We start from the raw sequence: 19,238 nt of genomic DNA, 5'->3' as shown, positions 1-19,238 counted from the left end.
TAGATTATTTGCTACGACGGGTTTTAAATGCCCAGCCGACTAACAGCAGCAGGATCCACGCAAAGCCCACGTACAGCGAAATACGGGTATCCGGATGGTAACCAATTAGCGCGATAATAAAGACCAGGAAGACGATACCGACGATAGTCGTCGCCACGCCGCCAGGCACTTTAAACTTCAGCGCTTTGATTTCATCAGCCGACAGGCGGCGACGGAAGGCCACCTGCGAGAGCAGGATCATAATCCACACCCACACGGTGGCGAAGGTCGCCAGCGACGCAATCACCAGGAAGACGTTTTCCGGCATGATGTAGTTGAGGTATACCGCAAACAGCAACGCGATGGTCATCACCATCACCGTCACCCACGGAATACCGCGACGGGAGGTTTTAGCGAACACCTTCGGTGCGCTGCCCTGCTCCGCCATACCGTGCAGCATACGACCCACGCCGAACACATCGGAGTTAATCGCCGACAGCGATGCCGTCAGTACCACAAAGTTAAGGATGCTGGCTGCGAAGGTGATCCCCAGATGCTGGAAGGTCATCACAAATGGGCTGCCGTTGGTGCCAACCTGGTTCCACGGATAGATGGACATAATGACGAACAGGGTACCCACGTAGAACACCAGGATTCGCATCGGTACAGAGTTGATCGCGCGCGGAATAGAGGTCTGTGGGTCTTTCGCTTCACCGGCGGTAATACCGATAATCTCGATACCGCCATAGGCAAACATCACCATCTGTAGCGACATCACCATACCGAGCCAACCGTTGCTGAAGAAGCCGCCGTTGCTCCACAGGTTATGAATACCCGTTGGCTGCCCGCCGTTGCCAATACCCCAGATAATGATGCCAAAACCAGCCACGATCATGATGATAATGGTGGCGACTTTGAAGAACGAGAACCAGAACTCCAGCTCACCGAACACCTTCACGCTCATCAGGTTGATGGCGCAGATGATCAGCACCACGCTGAGCACCCATATCCAGTGCGGCACCGCCGGGAACCAGACGCCCATGTAGATACCAAAGGCGGTGACGTCTGCTATCGCCACAATCAGGATCTCAAAGCAGTAGGTCCAGCCGGTGATATAACCGGCCAGCGGGCCCAGGTTGTCCTGCGCGTAGCGAGAGAAGGAGCTGGCAGACGGGTTATGCACGGACATTTCGCCCAGCGCACGCATAATGATATACGCGGCAACGCCGCCAATAATATAGGCCAGCAGAACGCTAGGCCCAGCCATCTTAATCGCATCGGCGGAGCCGTAGAACAGCCCCGTACCAATGGCCGATCCGAGGGCCATAAAGCGAATGTGCCGGGTGCTTAACCCGCGCTTCAGCTTGTTGTTTTCCATCGTTTCCAGTGCCATGTCATACCCATCATCATCGCGCCGCAACGCGAACAACTTAGGTGAAAGTACCCAAAATAAAAAACCACGGAACATCACGTTCCGTGGTTAAAACACCTTGATGCAAACGCCGATTAGTGGGCGCTGGATGTCACCTGACGACCTGCTGTACGGTCCCAGATAATCGCCAGAACCGCCATCACAACCGTCGGCATCAGCCATGCAAGGCCTTGCTCGGCCAGCGGTAAACGGGCAGTCCACGCCGGCAGCACATCTGCAAAAGCAGAGGCTTTGATGCCGTCAAGGATACCAAATACCAGGCTGATAAACATCGGTGGTGCAATAACGCGGCCCGAATTATGCCACCAATTGCGGGTAAAACTCAGCACTACGAGTGCGATACATGGCGGATAAATCGCGGTCAGCACCGGAATAGAGATTTGAATCAGGTGGCTCAGCCCCAGATTCGACACCGCCATAGAGAACAGGCCGAGGATAAAGACCAGCGTACGGTAGGAGAACGGCAGGTATTGGGCAAAGAACTCGGCGCAAGCACAGGTCAGGCCCACTGCGGTGACCAGACAAGCGATGAAGATCAATGCCGCCAGCAGGAAGCTGCCCGCGCCACCGAAGGTATGCTGTACGTAAGCGTGCAGGATTGCCGCACCGTTCGCGTTCTGATCGACCAGCGTCGCGCTATCGGAACCCAGGCGGAACAGCGCCAGGTACAGCAGCGTCAGGCCGACACCGGCCATCAGGCCAGCCCAGATGGTATAGCGAGTCAGCAGACGCGCTTCGGTCACACCGCGGGAACGCGCGGCGTTAACGATAACGATACCAAACACCATCGCGCCCAGCGTATCCATGGTCAAATAGCCGTTCACAAAGCCATTTGAGAACGCTGCAGTTTCATAGGCTTCCATCGCATGGCTAATCGGGCCAGCTGGCCACATCACGGCGGCAACGGACAGTACAATCAGTGCCAGGATTTTCAGCGGCGCCAGGAAGTTGCCGACGGTATCCAGCAGTTTACCTGGATAGAGCGACACCAGGATAACCAGCGCGAAGTAGATAACGCTGTAGATAAACAGCGGCAGTTCACCGCTGCCGGTCAGCGGCGCGATCCCGATTTCAAACGAGACAGTGGCGGTACGTGGCGTCGCAAACAGCGGGCCAACCGCCAGATAGCAGACCGTCGCGAGCAGCACGCCCGCGACTTTACCAATTGGCGTACTCAGGCTGTCCACGCCGCCGCCCACTTTCGCCAGCGCGACCACGGTCAGTACCGGAAGACCAACGGCGGTAATCAGGAAGCCGATCGCGGCAGTCCAGACGTGAGGACCGGCCTGCAAACCAACCATTGGAGGGAAAATGATGTTGCCTGCGCCAACGAACAACGCGAAGGTCATAAAGCCCAGAGCGATGATGTCACGCGATTTTAATTGATGGGTCATATGTAACTACAGCCTGTGGATGTGGTGTTGTAAAACAAATTTATTGTGCCAGCGCCTGTGGAATGATGCAGAGGAAACTGACAATAAACTCAGCGGGATATGCTCCCTTCGCGGCGTAGAGAAGAATAGTTTTTTGATTTACCGCGCATATACAGTCTGTTTACGACTGCATGGGGGCCAATTTAAACGCTTATAACGTTTTAAAGCAACACGGGATCGCAAAACCAGATGATTATATTGATAGTGAAAAAATAGGCAGACGTATTAACTGGATTTAAGAAAAACATCCGGCTAATCATGCGAACAAAAAATAATCAGACGTTCGTAAATCACGCGGGGTTTACTTGACTGCAAAGCAAACAGACCAGCCGAAGCTGGTCTGTGGAAAGTTAAGCTGACAAGGGTGAAATTACTCGCTATTTCTGGCAATTAAACGTTCCGGCAGCAGGAAGCTGAAGCATGAACCTTTGCCGGGCTCGCTGGTAATATCCAGTCGACTATCGTGATGATTAACCGCATGTTTAACAATTGCCAGTCCCAAACCGCTGCCGCCGGTCTGCCGCGAGCGCGCTTTATCAACGCGATAAAAACGCTCGGTCAGCCTTGGCAGGTGCTCAGGCGCAATCCCCGGGCCGTTATCCTCGACGCTGAACAATGCCCCGTGCGGCGCGTGTTGCCAGCGTACGGTAATCAACGTGCCTTCCGGCGTATGGTTAACGGCGTTATAGACCAGGTTCGACATCGCGCTTCGCAGTTGTTCTTCGTTACCCAGCGCTTTCAGCGTCTCATCAATCTCAAAGTGGAACTGGTGCTTATGCTGGCTGAGCGTCTGCGCTTCGCGTTCCACTACCTTCAGCATCATCGGTACATCAATCTTTTCGTTCAGCGCCAGCGTCGGTGAAGCCTCGATTTTAGAGAGCGTCAGCAGTTGTCGAACCAGCCCTTCCATACGCTGCGTCTGCTCACGCATGGTGTGCAGCGCTTTCTCACGCACGTTCCCTTCCAGCACCTGCTCCTGCATCATCTCCAGGTAGCCCTGCAGCACGGTCAACGGCGTGCGCAGCTCATGGCTGACGTTGGCGAAGAAGTTACGCCGCGCCCCTTCCAGCTGGTGCATCTGCGTGACATCGCGCGCCACCATCAGCAACTGACGGTCGGTATACGGCATCACGCGGATCTCCAGATGGCGACCGCTGTTCAGCACCAGATGCAACGGCTTTAAGAAATCGCGCTTTTTGAGGTGTTGGATAAATTCGGGGTAACGCAGCAGGTTGAGGATATTCTGCCCGCTATCGTCGGGCCAGCGAAGCCCCAGCAGCTGCTGGGCCAGGCCATTACACCAGAAAATGGCCCCCTCTTCGGTGGTAAGCACCACCGCATCCGGCAGCGACTCGGCGCCGCTACGAAAGCGCTTAATCAAATTACCCAGCTCGCGGCGGCGTTTTTTATTACGCAGCTGCATCTGATTAAGCCCGTAGAGCAAGGGCTCCCAGCTGCCGCGTCCCGGCGGAGGGGTCATACTTCGGTCGACCCAAAGCCACCAGGAGAGTCGCAGTAAATTCCAGAAATGCCAGATGAGCAGCCCGGTCACTGCCGCCAGTAAAAACCACGGCAGATAACCAAAAATCAGTCCCAGTATCGCGGCCGGGAGACAGCATAACAGCAGCTCCAGTACCAGCCTTTTCCATGACAGCCGTTCCAGCACGCGTCACACTCCTGTCAAAAATTAGAAACGGGCAGAGAAACGATAACCCGTGCCGCGAACGGTTTGCACCATGCGGTCATGACCACTGTGTTCCAGCGCCTTACGCAGACGACGAATATGCACGTCGACGGTACGGTCTTCAACATAAACGTTGGTGCCCCAGACGTGGTTCAGCAGCTGTTCGCGACTGTACACGCGCTCCGGGTGCGTCATAAAGAAATGCAGCAGCTTAAATTCGGTTGGCCCCATATCCAGCGGGTTTTCACCGGTCATCACGCGGTGAGAGGTCGGGTCAAGGCTCAGCCCCTGCATCTCAATCACCTCTTCCACCGCCATCGGTGAAATACGGCGCATTACCGCTTTAATGCGGGCAACCAGCTCTTTTGGCGAGAAAGGTTTGGTGATGTAATCGTCGGCGCCGGTTTCGAGGCCCCGCACGCGGTCTTCTTCTTCACCACGAGCAGTGAGCATCACTACCGGAATGTCACGCGTCAGCGCTTCACGTTTGATATGCTTAATAAATTGCAGTCCCGAGCCGCCCGGTAACATCCAGTCGAGCAGAATAAGATCGGGCCAGGGTTCATTCAGTTTGCTGATAGCGGTATCGTAATCTTCTGCTTCCACCGGCTGAAAACCGTTTTGCTCCAGAACGAAACAGACCATCTCGCGGATTGGCGCTTCATCTTCAACGACCAGAATACGTCTTGCCATTATTTGCCCTGTTTTTAGACATCAGTATTATATACGGCGTCATTATGCGTCAGATTTATGACAGATTTATGAAAAACATGACCGTTAGATGATCGCGGTTTACCGTTTATGACACACGCAAAACGCGCTCATCGACCTCAACGTAGGCTGATGTTTATAATCAACTTTACGCCACTTCTCACGGAACCGCTATGCGCATCATCCACACATCGGACTGGCACCTTGGCCAGAACTTCTACAGCAAAAGCCGCGCGGCTGAACATGACGCGTTCCTGAACTGGCTGCTCACCACCGCCGAACACGAGCAGGTGGATGCCATTATTGTCGCGGGCGATATCTTCGATACCGGCTCCCCGCCAAGCTATGCGCGCGAGCTGTACAACCGATTTGTGGTCAATTTGCAGCAGACCGGCTGCCATCTGGTTGTGCTGGCGGGCAACCATGACTCCGTGGCAACGCTGAATGAATCCCGCGATATTCTCTCATTTCTGAATACCACGGTGATCGCCAGCGCCGGCCATGCCCCCTTTATTCTGAATCGCCGCGACGGCACGCCCGGCGCGGTGTTCTGCCCGGTGCCGTTCCTGCGCCCGCGTGACATTATTACCAGTCAGGCGGGGCTCTCCGGCGGCGAAAAAGTCCAGCAGGTGCTGGCGAGCATTACCGACTATTACCAGCAGCAATACCAGCAGGCTTGTGAACTGCGCGGCGACGCCACGCTGCCGATTATTGCCAGCGGCCATCTGACCACCGTCGGAGCCAGCAAAAGTGACGCGGTGCGCGACATTTATATTGGCACACTGGACGCGTTTCCGGCGCAAAACTTCCCGCCTGCCGACTATATCGCGCTGGGCCACATCCACCGGGCGCAGAAAATCGGCGGCAGCGAGCATATTCGCTACAGCGGTTCGCCTATCGCTCTCAGCTTTGATGAAACCGGCAAAGCCAAAAGCGTCAATCTGGTGAGCTTCAGCGACGGCAAGCTTGCCGACGTCACGCCGCTTACCGTGCCCGTGACTCAGCCGCTGGCGGTAATCAAAGGCGATTTTGACGCTATCAGCGCCCAGCTCGCCGAATGGCGCGATACCGCCGCAGAGCCGAGCACCTGGGTGGATATTGAAATCACCAGCGACGAATACCTGCATGACATTCAACGTAAAATTCAGGCCATCACTGACGACCTGCCGGTCGACGTGCTGCTGGTGCGCCGCAGTCGTGAACAGCGCCAGCGCATTCTGGCAAGCCTTGAGCGCGAAACCTTGAGCGAACTGAGCGTCGAAGAGGTATTTCAGCGCCGCCTGGCGCTGGAAACGTTGGAGGAGCCGCAGCAACAGCGCCTGCACGCGCTGTTTAATGACACGCTCCAGAGCCTTGGCGAGGAGGAACAACCATGAAAATTCTCAGCCTGCGCCTGAAAAACCTCAACTCGCTCAAGGGCGAGTGGAAAATCGATTTCACCCAGGAGCCGTTCGCCAGCAACGGTCTGTTTGCCATTACCGGCCCAACCGGCGCAGGGAAAACCACGCTGCTGGACGCCATCTGCCTGGCGCTGTACCACAAGACACCGCGTCTAAGTAACGTCTCCCAGTCGCAAAACGACCTGATGACCCGTGACACCGCCGAATGTCTGGCGGAGGTCGAGTTCGAGGTTCAGGGCGTAGCCTACCGCGCCTTCTGGAGCCAGAACCGCGCCCGCAATCAGCCGGACGGCAACCTACAGGCGCCGCGTGTCGAGCTGGCGCGCTGCGATGACGGGCAAATTCTGGCGGACAAAATTAAAGACAAGCTGGAAATGACCGCCTCGTTGACCGGACTCGACTATGGTCGTTTTACCCGCTCAATGATGCTCTCTCAAGGCCAGTTTGCCGCTTTCCTCAACGCCGAGCCAAAAGAGCGCGCCGAGTTACTCGAAGAGCTAACCGGCACTGAAATTTATGGTCAGATTTCAGCGCAGGTCTTTGAAAAACATAAGCAGGCGCGGGGGGAACTGGAGAAGCTTCAGGCGCAGGCCAGCGGCGTGGTGCTGCTGAGCGAAGAGCAGCAGCAGACCCTGACACAGAGTTTGCAGGCGCTTACTTCTGACGAACTGCAGTGGCAACAGCAGCAGACCGTCGCTGCGCTGCATCAGCAGTGGCTCACCCGCCAGCAGGAACTGGAACAGGACGGGAAGATCCACCAGCAGTCGCTCACTGCCGCCCGTCAGGCGCTGGAAGAGGCGCAGCCACAGCTTGCTGCACTCAACCGGGCGCAGCCTGCGGAAGCGTTACGCCCGCGCTGGACGCAGTTGCAAGAGCAGGCCGCCACGGTGGTGAAAACCCACCAGTTAGTAGAGCAAGTAAATACTCGCTTACATGATTCCCGCCGCCTTCGTGACCGCATTCGTCTAAGCGCCGAGCAGCAGGCCACCGCGCTCCAGCAGACCCAAAGTCAGCTTCAGCAGTGGCTGCAGGAAAACGAACACATCCAGCAGTGGCTGGGGGAACTGACCGGCTGGCGTAGCGCCTTCACTCAACAGGCCCGCGAACGTGCTCAACTGGAGACCGGCGCGCAGCGTCTGGCCGAGCTGGAAAAACGGCTCGCCCAACTGCCACCCTCAGCGCTAACGCTGACTCAGGAAGAAGTAGCTGGGCAAATTGCCCAGCACGCGACCACCCGCCCACTGCGCCAGCAGCTGAGCGCGCTCCATTCGCAGTTCATCCCGCTGCAAACGCGCCGCCAGCAGCTTCTGCACGCACAGCAACAGCGCCAGCAACAGCTAGAAACGCTGACCACCGGACTTACCCAGCTCCGTCAGGTCTATAAAGAGAAAAAACAGCAGCGCGATGACGTGAACGCCATTTGCGAGCTGGAGGCAACGATCGTGCGCCTCGAGGCCGAGCGTGCGCGTTTACAACCAGGCGCGCCCTGTCCGCTATGCGGCTCAACCAGCCATCCTGCACTGGCGGAGTACCAGGCGTTAGCCCCGGATGCCAACAAAGCCCGCCGCGATGCGCTGGAGAAAGAGGTCGCCCAACTGGCGGAAGAAGGCGCCACGCTACGCGGTCAGCACGCCGCGCTGGAAAAACATCAGCTGCAGGAAAATGCCGAGCTGGAGACGCTTTGCGAGCGAGAGCAAGCACTTACATCACAGTGGCAGACGGTCATTCAGGGGTTGGGTATCACGCTACAGCCTGCTGACGATATCAACGGCTGGCTAGCGGCGCAGGAAGAGGCCGAACAGCAGCGCTATCACTACAGCCAGCGCCTGACGTTTGACGCACAACTCCGCGAGCTACGCACCCAGTACACCCAACAGCAGGATGAGCTAGCACAGCGTACCGCTTTGCTTACCCAGACGCTTACAGGCTTTGGCCTTGCCCTTCCGCAGCCCGACGAAGCGCACCGCTGGCTAGCTGCTCGTGAAGCGGATACCCAGCGCTGGCAGCAGCAGCAAAAACAGCTTCAGCAGACTCAGCAGCAGCTCGTGCAGATCCAACCGCTGCTCGATACCCTTCCCGCGGTGCAAAACCCTGAAGATGCCCACCCGGTGACGCTCGACGGCTGGCAGCAGGTACACCATGACTGCGTGTCACTGGAAAGCCAGTGGCACACGCTCCAGCAACAGGAAGCGCAGGAGAAACAGCGTCTGCAGCAGGCCGAGCAGGCCTTCGACCAGGCGTTGGCCGAGTCGCACTTTAGCGATCGCCAGGACTTTCTCAATGCGCTGCTGGATCAGCATGAACGCCAGCGTCTGGAGCAGCGAAAACAGACGCTGGAGACCCAGCATCAGCAGCACCAGACGTTAGCGGCACAGGCGCAGGAGGCCATACAGCGTCATCTGACTCAGCGTCCAGAAACGCTGAGCGAAGCATTGACGCTGGCAGATGCCCAGACGCAGCTCCTGCATATTTCCCGCCAACTGCGTGAAAACAGCGAACGCCAGGGCGAGCTGCGCCAGCAGTTGAAGCAGGATGAAGAGAATCGCCAGCAGCAGCAGTCGCTGTTCCTGGAGATAGAAAAAGCCAGCGCCGCGCTGGAGGACTGGGCGCATCTGAATGCGCTGATTGGCTCTAAAGAGGGCGATAAGTTCCGCAAATTTGCCCAGGGGCTGACGCTGGATAATCTGGTGTGGCTCGCCAACGAACAGCTCAGCCGCCTGCACGGTCGCTATCTGCTTCAGCGTAAGGTCAGCGACGCGCTGGAGCTGGAAGTGGTCGATACCTGGCAGGCGGACGCGGTGCGCGATACCCGCACCCTTTCCGGCGGCGAAAGCTTCCTCGTCAGCCTTTCGCTGGCGCTGGCGCTCTCCGACCTGGTGAGTCATAAAACGCGCATCGACTCCCTGTTCCTCGATGAAGGGTTCGGCACGCTGGATAGCGAAACGCTGGACACGGCGCTGGATGCGCTGGATACGCTCAACGCCAGCGGTAAAATCATCGGCGTGATTAGCCACGTAGAGGCGATGAAAGAGCGGATCCCGGTGCAGATTAAGGTGAAGAAGATCAACGGATTGGGGTATAGCCGATTGGATAAAACGTTTAGCGTGGAGTGAGATTTCCCCTCACCCCGGCCCTCTCCCGGAGGGAGAGGGCGAAAAGCGGTCCCGAACGGTACCCTCTCCCTCTGGGAGAGGGTTAGGGTGAGGGCCAAATCACGCTGGCCACAACCACGCCGCCCCACGTACCCCGCTGGAGTCCCCGTGCAGCGCCTTGCGAATCGGTGTTTCACACTCGCCGCCGAATACCCACTCTTTCACCAGCTCCGGTACCGTCTGATATAACCGTTCAACGTTGCTCATGCCACCGCCCAACACAATCACGTCAGGGTCGAGAATATTCACCACGTGCGCCAGCGATTTTGCCAGCCGCTGTTCGTAACGGTGAAGCGCCTGCTCGGCCAGCGCGTCGCCCTCATCAACCAAGCGCATAATCTCATTTCCCTTCAGTGCCTTACCGCTTAAACGCTGGTAGTCAGTGGCAAAGCCGGTACCGGAAATAAAGGTTTCAATACAGCCCTGCTTGCCGCAATAGCACGGCACCTCTGCCCGGAAGCGCAGCTCGTCGTCGTTCATCCACGGCAGCGGATTATGCCCCCACTCGCCCGCCGTGCCATTACCGCCGATGTGCGCACGGCCTCCTAGCGCCACGCCCGCGCCACAGCCGGTACCGATGATCACCGCGAACACCGTCTGCGCCCCCGCTGCCGCACCATCCACCGCTTCAGACACCGCCAGGCAGTTAGCATCGTTCGCCAGTCGCACCTCGCGATTAAGGCGATGGCTGAGATCTTTATCAAACGGCTGGCCGTTGAGCCAGGTCGAGTTGGCGTTTTTCACCACCCCGGTATAGGGGGAAATTGAGCCGGGAATGCCCATGCCAACCGTCCCCGTTTGCCCGGTTGCCTCTTCGGCAAGAGCAACAAGATGCGCAATATTCTCAATGGTTTGCTGATAGTCACGCGGCGTGGGTAATCGGTGGCGGTAAAGCTGCTCACCCTGGTCGCTTAGCGCGATGACTTCGGTTTTCGTTCCACCCAGATCGATACCAATTCGCATTCATAACTCCTGTTTAAAACAATGCAAGGGCGAGGACAATTCGTTATCATTGCCCGCTGATTTAACGATAACACCGTGGAAATTATCATGCTGTGGTTCAAAAATTTAATGGTTTATCGTCTCAGCCGCGACATCTCCCTGCGCGCGGATGAGATGGAAAAACAGCTCGCTGAGATGACCTTCACCCCATGCGGCAGCCAGGATATGGCAAAAACCGGCTGGGTACCGCCGATGGGTTCACACAGCGATGCGCTGACGCACACAGTTAACGGTCAGATCATCATTTGCGCTCGCAAAGAAGAGAAGATCTTGCCCTCTCCGGTGATTAAACAGGCGCTGGAAGCGAAGATCCAAAAGCTCGAGGCCGATCAGGGCCGCAAACTCAAGAAAACCGAAAAAGATTCGCTGAAGGATGAAGTCCTGCACTCTCTGCTGCCGCGCGCTTTCAGCCGCTTCAGCCAGACGATGATGTGGATCGACACCGTTAACGATCTGATTATGGTCGACTGCGCCAGCGCCAAAAAGGCGGAAGACACTCTGGCGCTGCTGCGTAAAAGCCTCGGCTCGCTGCCGGTGGTGCCACTGACGCTGGAAAATCCGATCGAACTGACCCTGACCGAATGGGTGCGTTCCGGATCGGCGGCGCAAAGTTTCCAGATTCTGGATGAAGCCGAGCTGAAAGCGATCCTCGAAGACGGCGGCGTGATCCGAGCGAAGAAACAGGATCTGGTGTGCGATGAGATCGCCTGTCATATCGAAGCCGGCAAGCTGGTGACCAAGCTGGCGCTCGACTGGCAGCAGCGTATTCAGTTCGTGATGTGCGATGACGGCTCCATTAAGCGTCTGAAGTTCTGCGACGAACTGCGCGATCAGAACGAAGATATCGACCGTGACGACTATGCTCAGCGTTTCGACGCGGACTTTATTCTGATGACCGGCGAACTGGCGGCGATGATTAAAAGCCTGGTAGAAGGGTTAGGCGGCGAAGCCCAACGTTAAGCGGGAAGTCCCCTTCCTGCCTCAGCAGGAAGGGAATGCATTACAGATAGCGGCACAGATAAGAGGTTGGCTCTGCAACCTGCAGGTTAAACTCGCTGTGGCCCGGCACGTTGAACACTTCCCCAGCGGAATAGACTTTCCATTCGATTTCACCCGGTAACAGCACGTTCAGCGCGCCGCTAATCACCGTCATCTCTTCCGGCTGCGCGGTACCGAAGGTGTATTCGCCTTCCGCCATCACGCCCACGCTGGCACGACCCGTGCTGCTGCTGGTAAAGCCAATGGATTTCACTTTTCCGTCAAAGTATTCGTTGCTCTGAAGCATAAACAGGCCCTTATTATCTCGTCATCAAAAGACCAATATAGGGTTGCGAACAGAAACCTGTCACGCGAAATCATACGCTTAACACAATAATTCTGCCGCCAGTCTGGCCACCAGCACATTCGACAATAGAACCGGCACATCCAGCGCCTTTTGTAGCAGGTCACGGTGACGCTGGTGATAGCTCAACGAGTCGAGCACCAGCACGTCGGCCCCCTGATCCAGTAACGAATTCGCGGCTGAAATCAGGTGCTGGTCGGTATCACGAAGCGGGTTAGCCAGCGCGTAGTACGGCAAATTAGACAGCATCTGCCACTTCTCCTGCTGAGCGTCGAGAATGGCTTCCACGGGGACCAACACCCCGACCTGATGTCCCTCAACGATAGAGGCGACCAACGGTGGAATAATACGCTGGGGCTCCAGCAGAATCGCATTGCGCGCCACCATACTGCGTAATTTAAACGTATTCAGTAGCAGAATGACGTCATAGGATTGATTGTCCAGCACCTCAATCACGGCCTGCAGGCTGTGCTCGACTTTCAGGCGGGAAACTTCAGCAAACTGGTTATCATTCAACAGAACCAGTAAACGTTCTTCACCGGGTTCTGGTGCATACTCTTCCATGACTTCCACACGGCTCATTTTGCCTAACAGGCTAATGTGGGTGATTTGATCTTCCCTGATGTGCTCGGTCAATAGCGGCAACACTTCACTGACGGGTACCACCCCTATCGTAAGAATCGCCATCGTTGCACTCATGTTATCTACCTTCTGCTTCTCTTATGCTCGCTTTACACATAGCCACCTGGATGGATGAAAAATACCGCTCAAAAGCGTAGCAGTTCATCCGCCGGGCAGAATGTAAAGATTCCCGTTATTTCCAGTACTCTCCTGATAAAGCTTTATTTTAACGATTCTATAACATTAATAATAAGCCAAAAATGTGACTTACGCACAATATAACCACGAAATAAAAGTGGTTATATCGGCCGTCAGAAGCAAAATCTGAGGAGGAGAAAAGGAAGAATAAAGAGGGAGAGCGGACGAGCCCTGCTAGCTGACCGTGGCCAGATGCAGAGCGTCAAGAATCAATGTGACAACGCGCTCTGGCGCAGCAGAGGCATCAACAACGTAGTGGGCGGTTTCGCGGTACAGCGCATCTCGCTGCGCCAGCACTTCCGCCACTTCTTCGCTAATCGGTTTACCGGTCAGCGTCGGGCGCTGGGATTCTTCTGGAAAGGCTTCCAGACGACGCGCCAGAACCGGTACTGGAGCGTTCAAATAGATAACCACACCGTTCTGGCGCATAAATTCGCGGTTTACCGACGCAAGAATAATACCGCCGCCCGTAGCCACCACGGTACCAGGCTGGGTGACCGACATCAGCGTCTGGGTCTCTCTGGCGCGAAATCCTTCCCAACCTTCGAGGTCAACAATCTCCGCCACGCTCATGCCCGACTGCTGCTGTAACGCCAGGTCAGTATCAACAAAGTGAAAATGGCAGGCATGGGTAAGCGCTTGGCCTATTGTCGTTTTTCCGCAGCCTCGGGCTCCGATTAGAAAAATAGGCAGTGTCATGACCTGGAATTCCCCCTGATGACGCGTGAATGCGGGATGTATGAATGAAGCGACAATGATATCACCAAACTAGTACGCAAGTAAGTGTAAACCTTGTGTTACATCAAGATATAATCTGAGATCTATTTCATCGCCATGTGCTGCTGTAGGGAGTAATTCAAGCGTAAAAAAAACATGCCACAAAGCGTGTCGCTAACAGTACATGAAAGTGTCTTGCTTTGACAAGCCGGATATCGCGGCAAAAGGTAGCACATTTATGTGACAGAAATCACGTCAACCACGTTTGACCGCCAGCAGCCATTTATCCAGCTCAGCAGCAAACAGCTGGCGATCGCGCTGGGAGAGCGCTGCAGGCCCGCCGGTCTGAATACCGCTGGAGCGCATGGTGTCCATAAAATCACGCAGGGTTAAGCGCTCCTTGATGGTCGCCTCGCTGTAGCGTTCACCGCGAGGATTCAGCGCCGCGCCGCCCTTTTCCAACACCTCAGCCGCCAGCGGGATATCGGCAGTGATCACCAGATCGCCGGGCTCACAGAGGCGAACGATTTCGTTATCGGCCACGTCGAACCCTTTTGGTACCACCATCGCACGGATAAAACGCGACGGCGGCACGCGCAGATACTGGTTAGCGACCAGTACCAGCTCAATCTGCGTGCGGTCTGCGGCACGAAACAACACCTCTTTAATCACGTTCGGACAAGCGTCCGCATCAACCCAAATGGTCATCGATACTCCAGAGTGAATATTATTGCAAAGCGTGATTATACAGAGAGCCGGGGCGCGTACGTAATAATTGCCAGCTGAATGATAAAAGTAGGTTACCCATCGCCGGGAATCGCCTATAACAGTAAACTACGAAAAAAACAGACAGAGGGAGAGAGAAATGGAGAAGAAGATTGGCTTCATTGGCTGCGGCAACATGGGGAAAGCCATTCTTGGTGGCCTGATTGCCAGCGGCCAGGTACTTCCTGGGCAGATTTGGGTTTACACGCCGTCACCGGATAAAGTGGCCGCGCTGCGCGACGAGTTCGGCATAAACGCGGCACAAAGCCCGCAGGAAGTGGCTCAGGTTACCGACATCGTCTTTGGTGCCGTGAAGCCGGGCATTATGGTTAAAGTGCTGAGTGATATCGCTTCCAGCCTGAATAAAGACTCACTGGTGGTCTCCATCGCGGCGGGCGTAACCCTGGAGCAACTGGCGCGCGCGCTGGGTCACGATCGTAAAATCGTACGTGCCATGCCCAATACCCCATCGCTGGTGAATGCGGGGATGACCTCCGTCACCCCGAACGCGCTGGTGACGCCGGAAGATATCGCCGATGTGCTGAATATCTTCCGCTGCTTCGGCGCGGCTGAAGAGATTGCTGAAGCGATGATCCACCCGGTGGTAGGCGTCAGCGGCTCGGCGCCAGCCTACGTCTTTATGTTTATCGAAGCGATGGCCGATGCCGCCGTGCTGGGCGGTATGCCACGCGCTCAGGCCTATAAGTTTGCCGCACAGGCGGTCATGGGCTCAGCGAAGATGGTGCTGGAAACCGGTAAGCATCCGGGTGAGCTGAAGGATATGGTCTGCTCCCCTGGCGGCACCACCATTGAAGCCGTGCGCGTGCTGGAAGAGAAAGGCTTCCGCTCTGCGGTCATCGAAGCGATGGCCAAATGCATGGAAAAATCAGAGAAGATGAGTAAATCATAAGTAGCAGGCCCGGCATCCCGCCGGGCCTGATTTTCTTGCCATAAAAAAAGCGCCCACGGCGCCGTTAGTTATTTGTTTTTCAGACAGGTACTCATAAAGGTTTTACGTTCGTCGCCCTTTAAGGTTTTGGTGGCTGCCTGCGCGTTACAGTCCTTCATTTTTTGCTGCTGCGGGGTCAGTTTTTTGCCATCAGCGGCCGCACTTTCCCCCTTCAGACAGCTGCTCATAAAGGTTTTACGCTCATCACCTTTCAGGGTTTTTGACGCGGCTTCATGATTACACGTGCTCATGCGCTGCTGCTGCGGCGTCAGGGTTTTCTCCGGCGCAGCCGCCGTCGTTGCCGCAGACACGGCGCCCGCCGTAAACAGACCACACAGTAGGGTAACCAGTAATGTTGTTTTCATTGCACCATCCTTTTGTGAGTAGAACTCCGTAAGTCTGGTCGCTGGAAGGAATATTACCAACCCGACGACAAAATTTTGCCGTCGGGCGGGTGTCAGGGCTTAAAGCCCCAGCGCCGCTTTCATGGTGTAGTAGAGGTCCGTCTGGTCGGTCAGGCCAACCACGTTCGCCGCGTGCGGGCCGTAGGCCGCGATGCGCAGCTGGGTGCCGGTATGTTCCATCGACTCTTCTTCCGAGTTGCCGTAGCTCATCACCATCACCGAACCATCTTTGGTGTTCAGCGCCTGCGTCAGGCCAGGAGCCTTCGTTTCTGGTGGGATAATCTGGCTGGAATGGGCATGGTCAGCGGTGACGATCACCAGCGTATTGCCGTCCTTTTTCGCAAATTCCAGCGCTTTCTGTACCGCTTCATCCAGATCGACCGTTTCGCCAATCTGGCCGCACGGGTTTGCCGCGTGGTCCTGTTTATCAATCGATGCGCCTTCTACCTGCAGGAAGAACCCTTTTTCGCTGGTGCTCAGCAGAGAGATGGCTTTATCGGTCATCTGGGCGAGGGTCGGCACGCTGGCATCGCGTTTCGTATTCGGCGCACAGGTCACAACAGGTTTATCAAGATTGCCGTGGAAGGAGGCTTTCGGCCCTTCCCAGCGTACCGGCATGTTGCCGTCGGAGAACAGGCCCAGCAGCGGTTTATCCTGGTTAGCCTGGGTAATGGCCGCCAGCGTCGTGGCGTTATCAACGAGCTGATAACCTCGTGCCTGCGCCTGTTCACGCAGCGTTTTCCCCTGCCATTCTCCCGCCGTCGCGGTTTCCGCAAAGGTCTTCGCGCCGCCGCCTAGCGTCACGTCTGCACGCGCATTCAGCAGTTGTTCGGTGATGGAGCCCTTGCCGCCTTTCTCCAGCGCATTGGTTGGGCATTTTTCGCTGGTCACGCTCGGACCGTAGCATTTACGCGAAGTGACATGCGATACCAGCGCAGCAGGCGTCGCGTCCTGCAGTTCAGCGGTAGAAACGTTACCCGTTGCCAGGCCAGCCGCTTTTGCTAACTCGAGAATGGTCTGGTGATCTTTTTCGTGGATGTCCACGCCCAGCGCACCGTTATAGGTTTTCACCCCAGTACTCCAGGCCGTTGCAGACGCCGCAGAATCGGTGACATAGTCCGGCTTGCCGGTTTTTTTATTCAGTGCGTAGTGCGTGTACTGCCCTGTCAATGGCAGCGCATCGATACCTTTGAAATAGCCACCTGCCCCTTCGGCATAGTTACGCGCGGCGGTAATTTCAGAATCGCCCATCCCATCACCAATCAGCAGAATAACGTTTTTGGCCTGCTTATTATTCAAAGAGGCGCGAATGGCTTCGGTTTGATCGGCAGATAAACGACGAGCACCGCCCGGCTGGGTAATATCCCCTTGCGCGGCGCGGTTATCCAGAATGGCAGTTGATGTGTCCGCGTGTGCGGCAGATAAACCCAGCAGAGGTAATAATGCGGCAAAAATAGCACTGTATTTCACGTTAGTTTCTCCATGTAAAAAATACTTAAAAAATGAAACATGGAGACTGTAAGAAAAGTGCGTGACATTTTAATGACACCCAAAATGATGCCATTACCTACTAATTTTAGGGATGTAGAAATAACCGTTTAACGTGGTTATATAAGAGTTCGCTATTATGGTCGTCGGCGTGTTCTGCAGGCGCGAGCTTATTCAACGTCGCGGCTATTTCGTCCTCCAGCACTGGGCCAGAACCCTGCTGTACATGCTGTAAAAGCGTGGTCACTACCACCTCAAGTGCATCGACCTGAATACGTAACGCGTTTGCTTCATCTTCCTTTTCGGCCAGCTTGACCAGCAGTTCTGCAATGAAATTTTTCATCGCGCGTTTTCCTTGTATGACGGCGTGGGCAGGACTCAAGCCCTGAAAAAATAAATAGACCGCAAAACCTTACGGCGCTATTCCCCCTTCAGCAACATCGAATAGAATTACAATATATTACGTATTCTGCAATAGCCCATGGCAAAAATATAATCCCCACCAATATCATGGAATTACTTGCTCACAATATCAGCGAAACGTTTCTCTCATTAAATAACGCGAGGAGCAAAGAGGTAATACGAAGATTGTATCGCGGTCATCAGGGAATAAACGCCGCCACGTTTATTCCCTCTCATTGGCGGTATTACTGACGTACAGGTTGCGCCCGACGCAGCATCACCGCCAATTGCCATAGGTTAATCAGCACAATCACCGCGGTAACAATAAATACCCAGCGGAAACCGGCCATCGCTGAAATGGAGGCACCTATTAACGGACCCGCCACGTTACCCAGATACATAAAGGACTGGTTATAGCCAAAAATACGCCCGGTGACGCGCTCGCTAATATACTTCAGCAGCAGCGTTTGTACCGCAGGCAGCATCGCGCCATCGGCAAAGCCGAGAATAAAGCGCAGAACGCCCAATTGGAACGGCGTGGTGACAAACGACATGGCAAAGAACAGCACTACCGCAAACGTCAGCGTACCCAGCAGTATGCGACCCGTACCGATACGGTCGCCCAGCTTACCCAACCTCGGTGCCGAAATAAGCGCTGATACGCCAGGAACGGCAGCAATCATACCGCTTAAGAAGGCGATATTGTTGCTGTCCGGCGACATCGATTTAATAAACAGCGCCAGAATCGGGCTGATAGACCCGTTACATAACTGAATAACCATGGTGGTGACAAACAGGCTAATTACCAGCCCCGGATAAGGCAGCGTCGCAAATACCGCCTTCCCGCTGAGCTTCTCCCCTTTATTGAACTGCGGGCGCGGGCCCTCTTTAATCAGGAACAGCGTCACCAGGAAACTCACCAGCAGCAGAAACGCGGTGATGTAAAAGACCATTCTCAGGCCAACGTGGTCGGCCAGGAAGCCGCCAAGCAGTGGCCCGCCAATAACGCCGGTGATTTGCGCCGTGGACAGCGTACTGAGTGCCCAGCCGCTGCGCTCGCGCGGTACCTGAGAGGCCACCAGCGCCATCGCGTTAGGAATATAGCCTGAGGTTAAGCCCATTACCGCACGCAGGAAAAAGAGCTGCCAGACGTTGGTTGCAAAAGCCTGCAGCAGGATAGCAATCGCCATCCCCAACGAGGCGCGCAGCAGCATAAGCTTGCGGCCTTTACGGTCGGCCAGGCTGCCCCACATTGGCGAAACGATAGCAGAAACCAGGAAGGTGACGCTGAAGGTTAACCCGGACCACATGGAGAGAGATTCATGGGAGGTGACGCCCAACTGCGCCACGTAAAGCGGCAAAAACGGCAAGATCTGGCTGATAGCCAACCCGGTGAAAAAACAACCGAGCCAAACAGAAATAAGATTAACCTTCCAGGATTCCATAACTACACGTATTCGTTCTTTTTGTGAGGACAAGTAAACAGGTTAGCAAGTTGCGCTTTGCGCCGTATTGTCAGAGATGCTTAATGCATTATTTCAGAACAATATCAGCCACTC

17 protein-coding genes are annotated in these 19,238 nt (G+C 55.5%); 4 read left to right on the top strand and 13 right to left on the bottom strand.

Annotation, left to right across the window (positions count from 1 at the left end; translation table 11 throughout):
* Positions 1-4 precede the first annotated feature (4 nt).
* From proY to phoB, 4 genes are all read right to left on the bottom strand, one after another.
* Positions 5-1,357 (bottom strand): proline-specific permease ProY, encoded by a 1,353-nt coding sequence (gene proY, locus V6944_RS11015; RefSeq protein ID WP_333499053.1) that lies wholly within the window; start codon positions 1,355-1,357, stop codon positions 5-7.
* Positions 1,358-1,485: 128 nt separating this feature from the next.
* Complete coding sequence (gene brnQ, locus V6944_RS11010) at positions 1,486-2,805, bottom strand: branched-chain amino acid transporter carrier protein BrnQ (protein ID WP_333498979.1); 1,320 nt, start codon at positions 2,803-2,805, stop codon at positions 1,486-1,488.
* Positions 2,806-3,214: 409 nt separating this feature from the next.
* Positions 3,215-4,510 carry a phosphate regulon sensor histidine kinase PhoR gene (gene phoR / locus V6944_RS11005; protein ID WP_333498978.1) on the bottom strand — a complete coding sequence of 432 codons (1,296 nt, stop codon included), beginning with the start codon at positions 4,508-4,510 and terminating at the stop codon, positions 3,215-3,217.
* Positions 4,511-4,531: 21 nt separating this feature from the next.
* Positions 4,532-5,221 carry a phosphate response regulator transcription factor PhoB gene (gene phoB / locus V6944_RS11000; RefSeq protein WP_185667191.1) on the bottom strand — a complete coding sequence of 230 codons (690 nt, stop codon included), beginning with the start codon at positions 5,219-5,221 and terminating at the stop codon, positions 4,532-4,534.
* Between the two features lie 191 nt (positions 5,222-5,412).
* Between phoB and sbcD the strand changes: the two genes are divergently transcribed.
* Both sbcD and sbcC read left to right on the top strand, forming a co-directional pair.
* Positions 5,413-6,615 (top strand): exonuclease subunit SbcD, encoded by a 1,203-nt coding sequence (gene sbcD / locus V6944_RS10995; RefSeq protein WP_333498977.1) that lies wholly within the window; start codon positions 5,413-5,415, stop codon positions 6,613-6,615.
* Positions 6,612-9,752, top strand: coding sequence for an exonuclease subunit SbcC (gene sbcC / locus V6944_RS10990; RefSeq protein ID WP_333498976.1), 3,141 nt, complete (start codon positions 6,612-6,614; stop codon positions 9,750-9,752). The genes sbcD and sbcC overlap by 4 nt, the downstream gene beginning before the upstream one ends.
* Positions 9,753-9,851: 99 nt before the next feature.
* On the opposite strand, the gene mak is transcribed toward sbcC, so the two are convergent.
* Positions 9,852-10,754: a fructokinase gene (gene mak, locus V6944_RS10985; RefSeq protein ID WP_333498975.1), complete on the bottom strand. Its 903-nt coding sequence runs from the start codon at positions 10,752-10,754 to the stop codon at positions 9,852-9,854.
* Positions 10,755-10,841: 87 nt separating this feature from the next.
* On the opposite strand from mak, the gene rdgC reads away from it, so the two are divergent.
* Positions 10,842-11,753, top strand: a complete 912-nt coding sequence (gene rdgC / locus V6944_RS10980) for a recombination-associated protein RdgC (protein WP_333498974.1) — start codon at positions 10,842-10,844, stop codon at positions 11,751-11,753.
* A 40-nt stretch (positions 11,754-11,793) separates the two neighbouring features.
* Here rdgC and ppnP read toward each other — a convergent pair whose 3' ends face one another.
* The 4 genes from ppnP to V6944_RS10960 all read right to left on the bottom strand — a co-directional run bounded on the left by ppnP (position 11,794) and on the right by V6944_RS10960 (position 14,379).
* The gene (ppnP, locus tag V6944_RS10975; protein WP_333495188.1) at positions 11,794-12,078 is read right to left on the bottom strand and encodes a pyrimidine/purine nucleoside phosphorylase; all 285 of its coding nucleotides are present in this window, start codon (positions 12,076-12,078) and stop codon (positions 11,794-11,796) included.
* 78 nt (positions 12,079-12,156) lie between these two features.
* Positions 12,157-12,834 (bottom strand): AroM family protein, encoded by a 678-nt coding sequence (locus V6944_RS10970; protein WP_333498973.1) that lies wholly within the window; start codon positions 12,832-12,834, stop codon positions 12,157-12,159.
* Positions 12,835-13,128: 294 nt separating this feature from the next.
* Positions 13,129-13,653, bottom strand: coding sequence for a shikimate kinase AroL (aroL, locus tag V6944_RS10965; protein ID WP_333498972.1), 525 nt, complete (start codon positions 13,651-13,653; stop codon positions 13,129-13,131).
* A gap of 273 nt (positions 13,654-13,926) precedes the next feature.
* Positions 13,927-14,379, bottom strand: coding sequence for a YaiI/YqxD family protein (locus tag V6944_RS10960; RefSeq protein ID WP_333498971.1), 453 nt, complete (start codon positions 14,377-14,379; stop codon positions 13,927-13,929).
* A gap of 157 nt (positions 14,380-14,536) precedes the next feature.
* Between V6944_RS10960 and proC the strand changes: the two genes are divergently transcribed.
* Entirely contained in the window at positions 14,537-15,346 is an 810-nt protein-coding gene (proC, locus tag V6944_RS10955; RefSeq protein WP_333498970.1) for a pyrroline-5-carboxylate reductase, read from the top strand.
* A gap of 68 nt (positions 15,347-15,414) precedes the next feature.
* Here proC and V6944_RS10950 read toward each other — a convergent pair whose 3' ends face one another.
* The 4 genes from V6944_RS10950 to V6944_RS10935 all read right to left on the bottom strand — a co-directional run bounded on the left by V6944_RS10950 (position 15,415) and on the right by V6944_RS10935 (position 19,124).
* Entirely contained in the window at positions 15,415-15,750 is a 336-nt protein-coding gene (locus V6944_RS10950; protein WP_185667199.1) for a PsiF family protein, read from the bottom strand.
* A gap of 99 nt (positions 15,751-15,849) precedes the next feature.
* Positions 15,850-17,259: an alkaline phosphatase gene (gene phoA / locus V6944_RS10945; protein WP_333498969.1), complete on the bottom strand. Its 1,410-nt coding sequence runs from the start codon at positions 17,257-17,259 to the stop codon at positions 15,850-15,852.
* Between the two features lie 106 nt (positions 17,260-17,365).
* Positions 17,366-17,620: a sigma-S stabilization anti-adapter protein IraP gene (locus tag V6944_RS10940; RefSeq protein ID WP_333498968.1), complete on the bottom strand. Its 255-nt coding sequence runs from the start codon at positions 17,618-17,620 to the stop codon at positions 17,366-17,368.
* Between the two features lie 304 nt (positions 17,621-17,924).
* Complete coding sequence (locus V6944_RS10935; protein WP_333498967.1) at positions 17,925-19,124, bottom strand: multidrug efflux MFS transporter; 1,200 nt, start codon at positions 19,122-19,124, stop codon at positions 17,925-17,927.
* Between the last annotated feature and the right edge of the window lie 114 nt (positions 19,125-19,238).

Origin of the sequence: Kluyvera sp. CHPC 1.2972, assembly GCF_036759925.1 — a bacterium.
In the GTDB taxonomy this organism is placed as follows: Bacteria; Pseudomonadota; Gammaproteobacteria; order Enterobacterales; family Enterobacteriaceae; genus Kluyvera.
The sequence above is the reverse complement of the archived record's forward strand: the minus strand, read 5'-3'. Positions and strand labels throughout refer to the sequence as shown.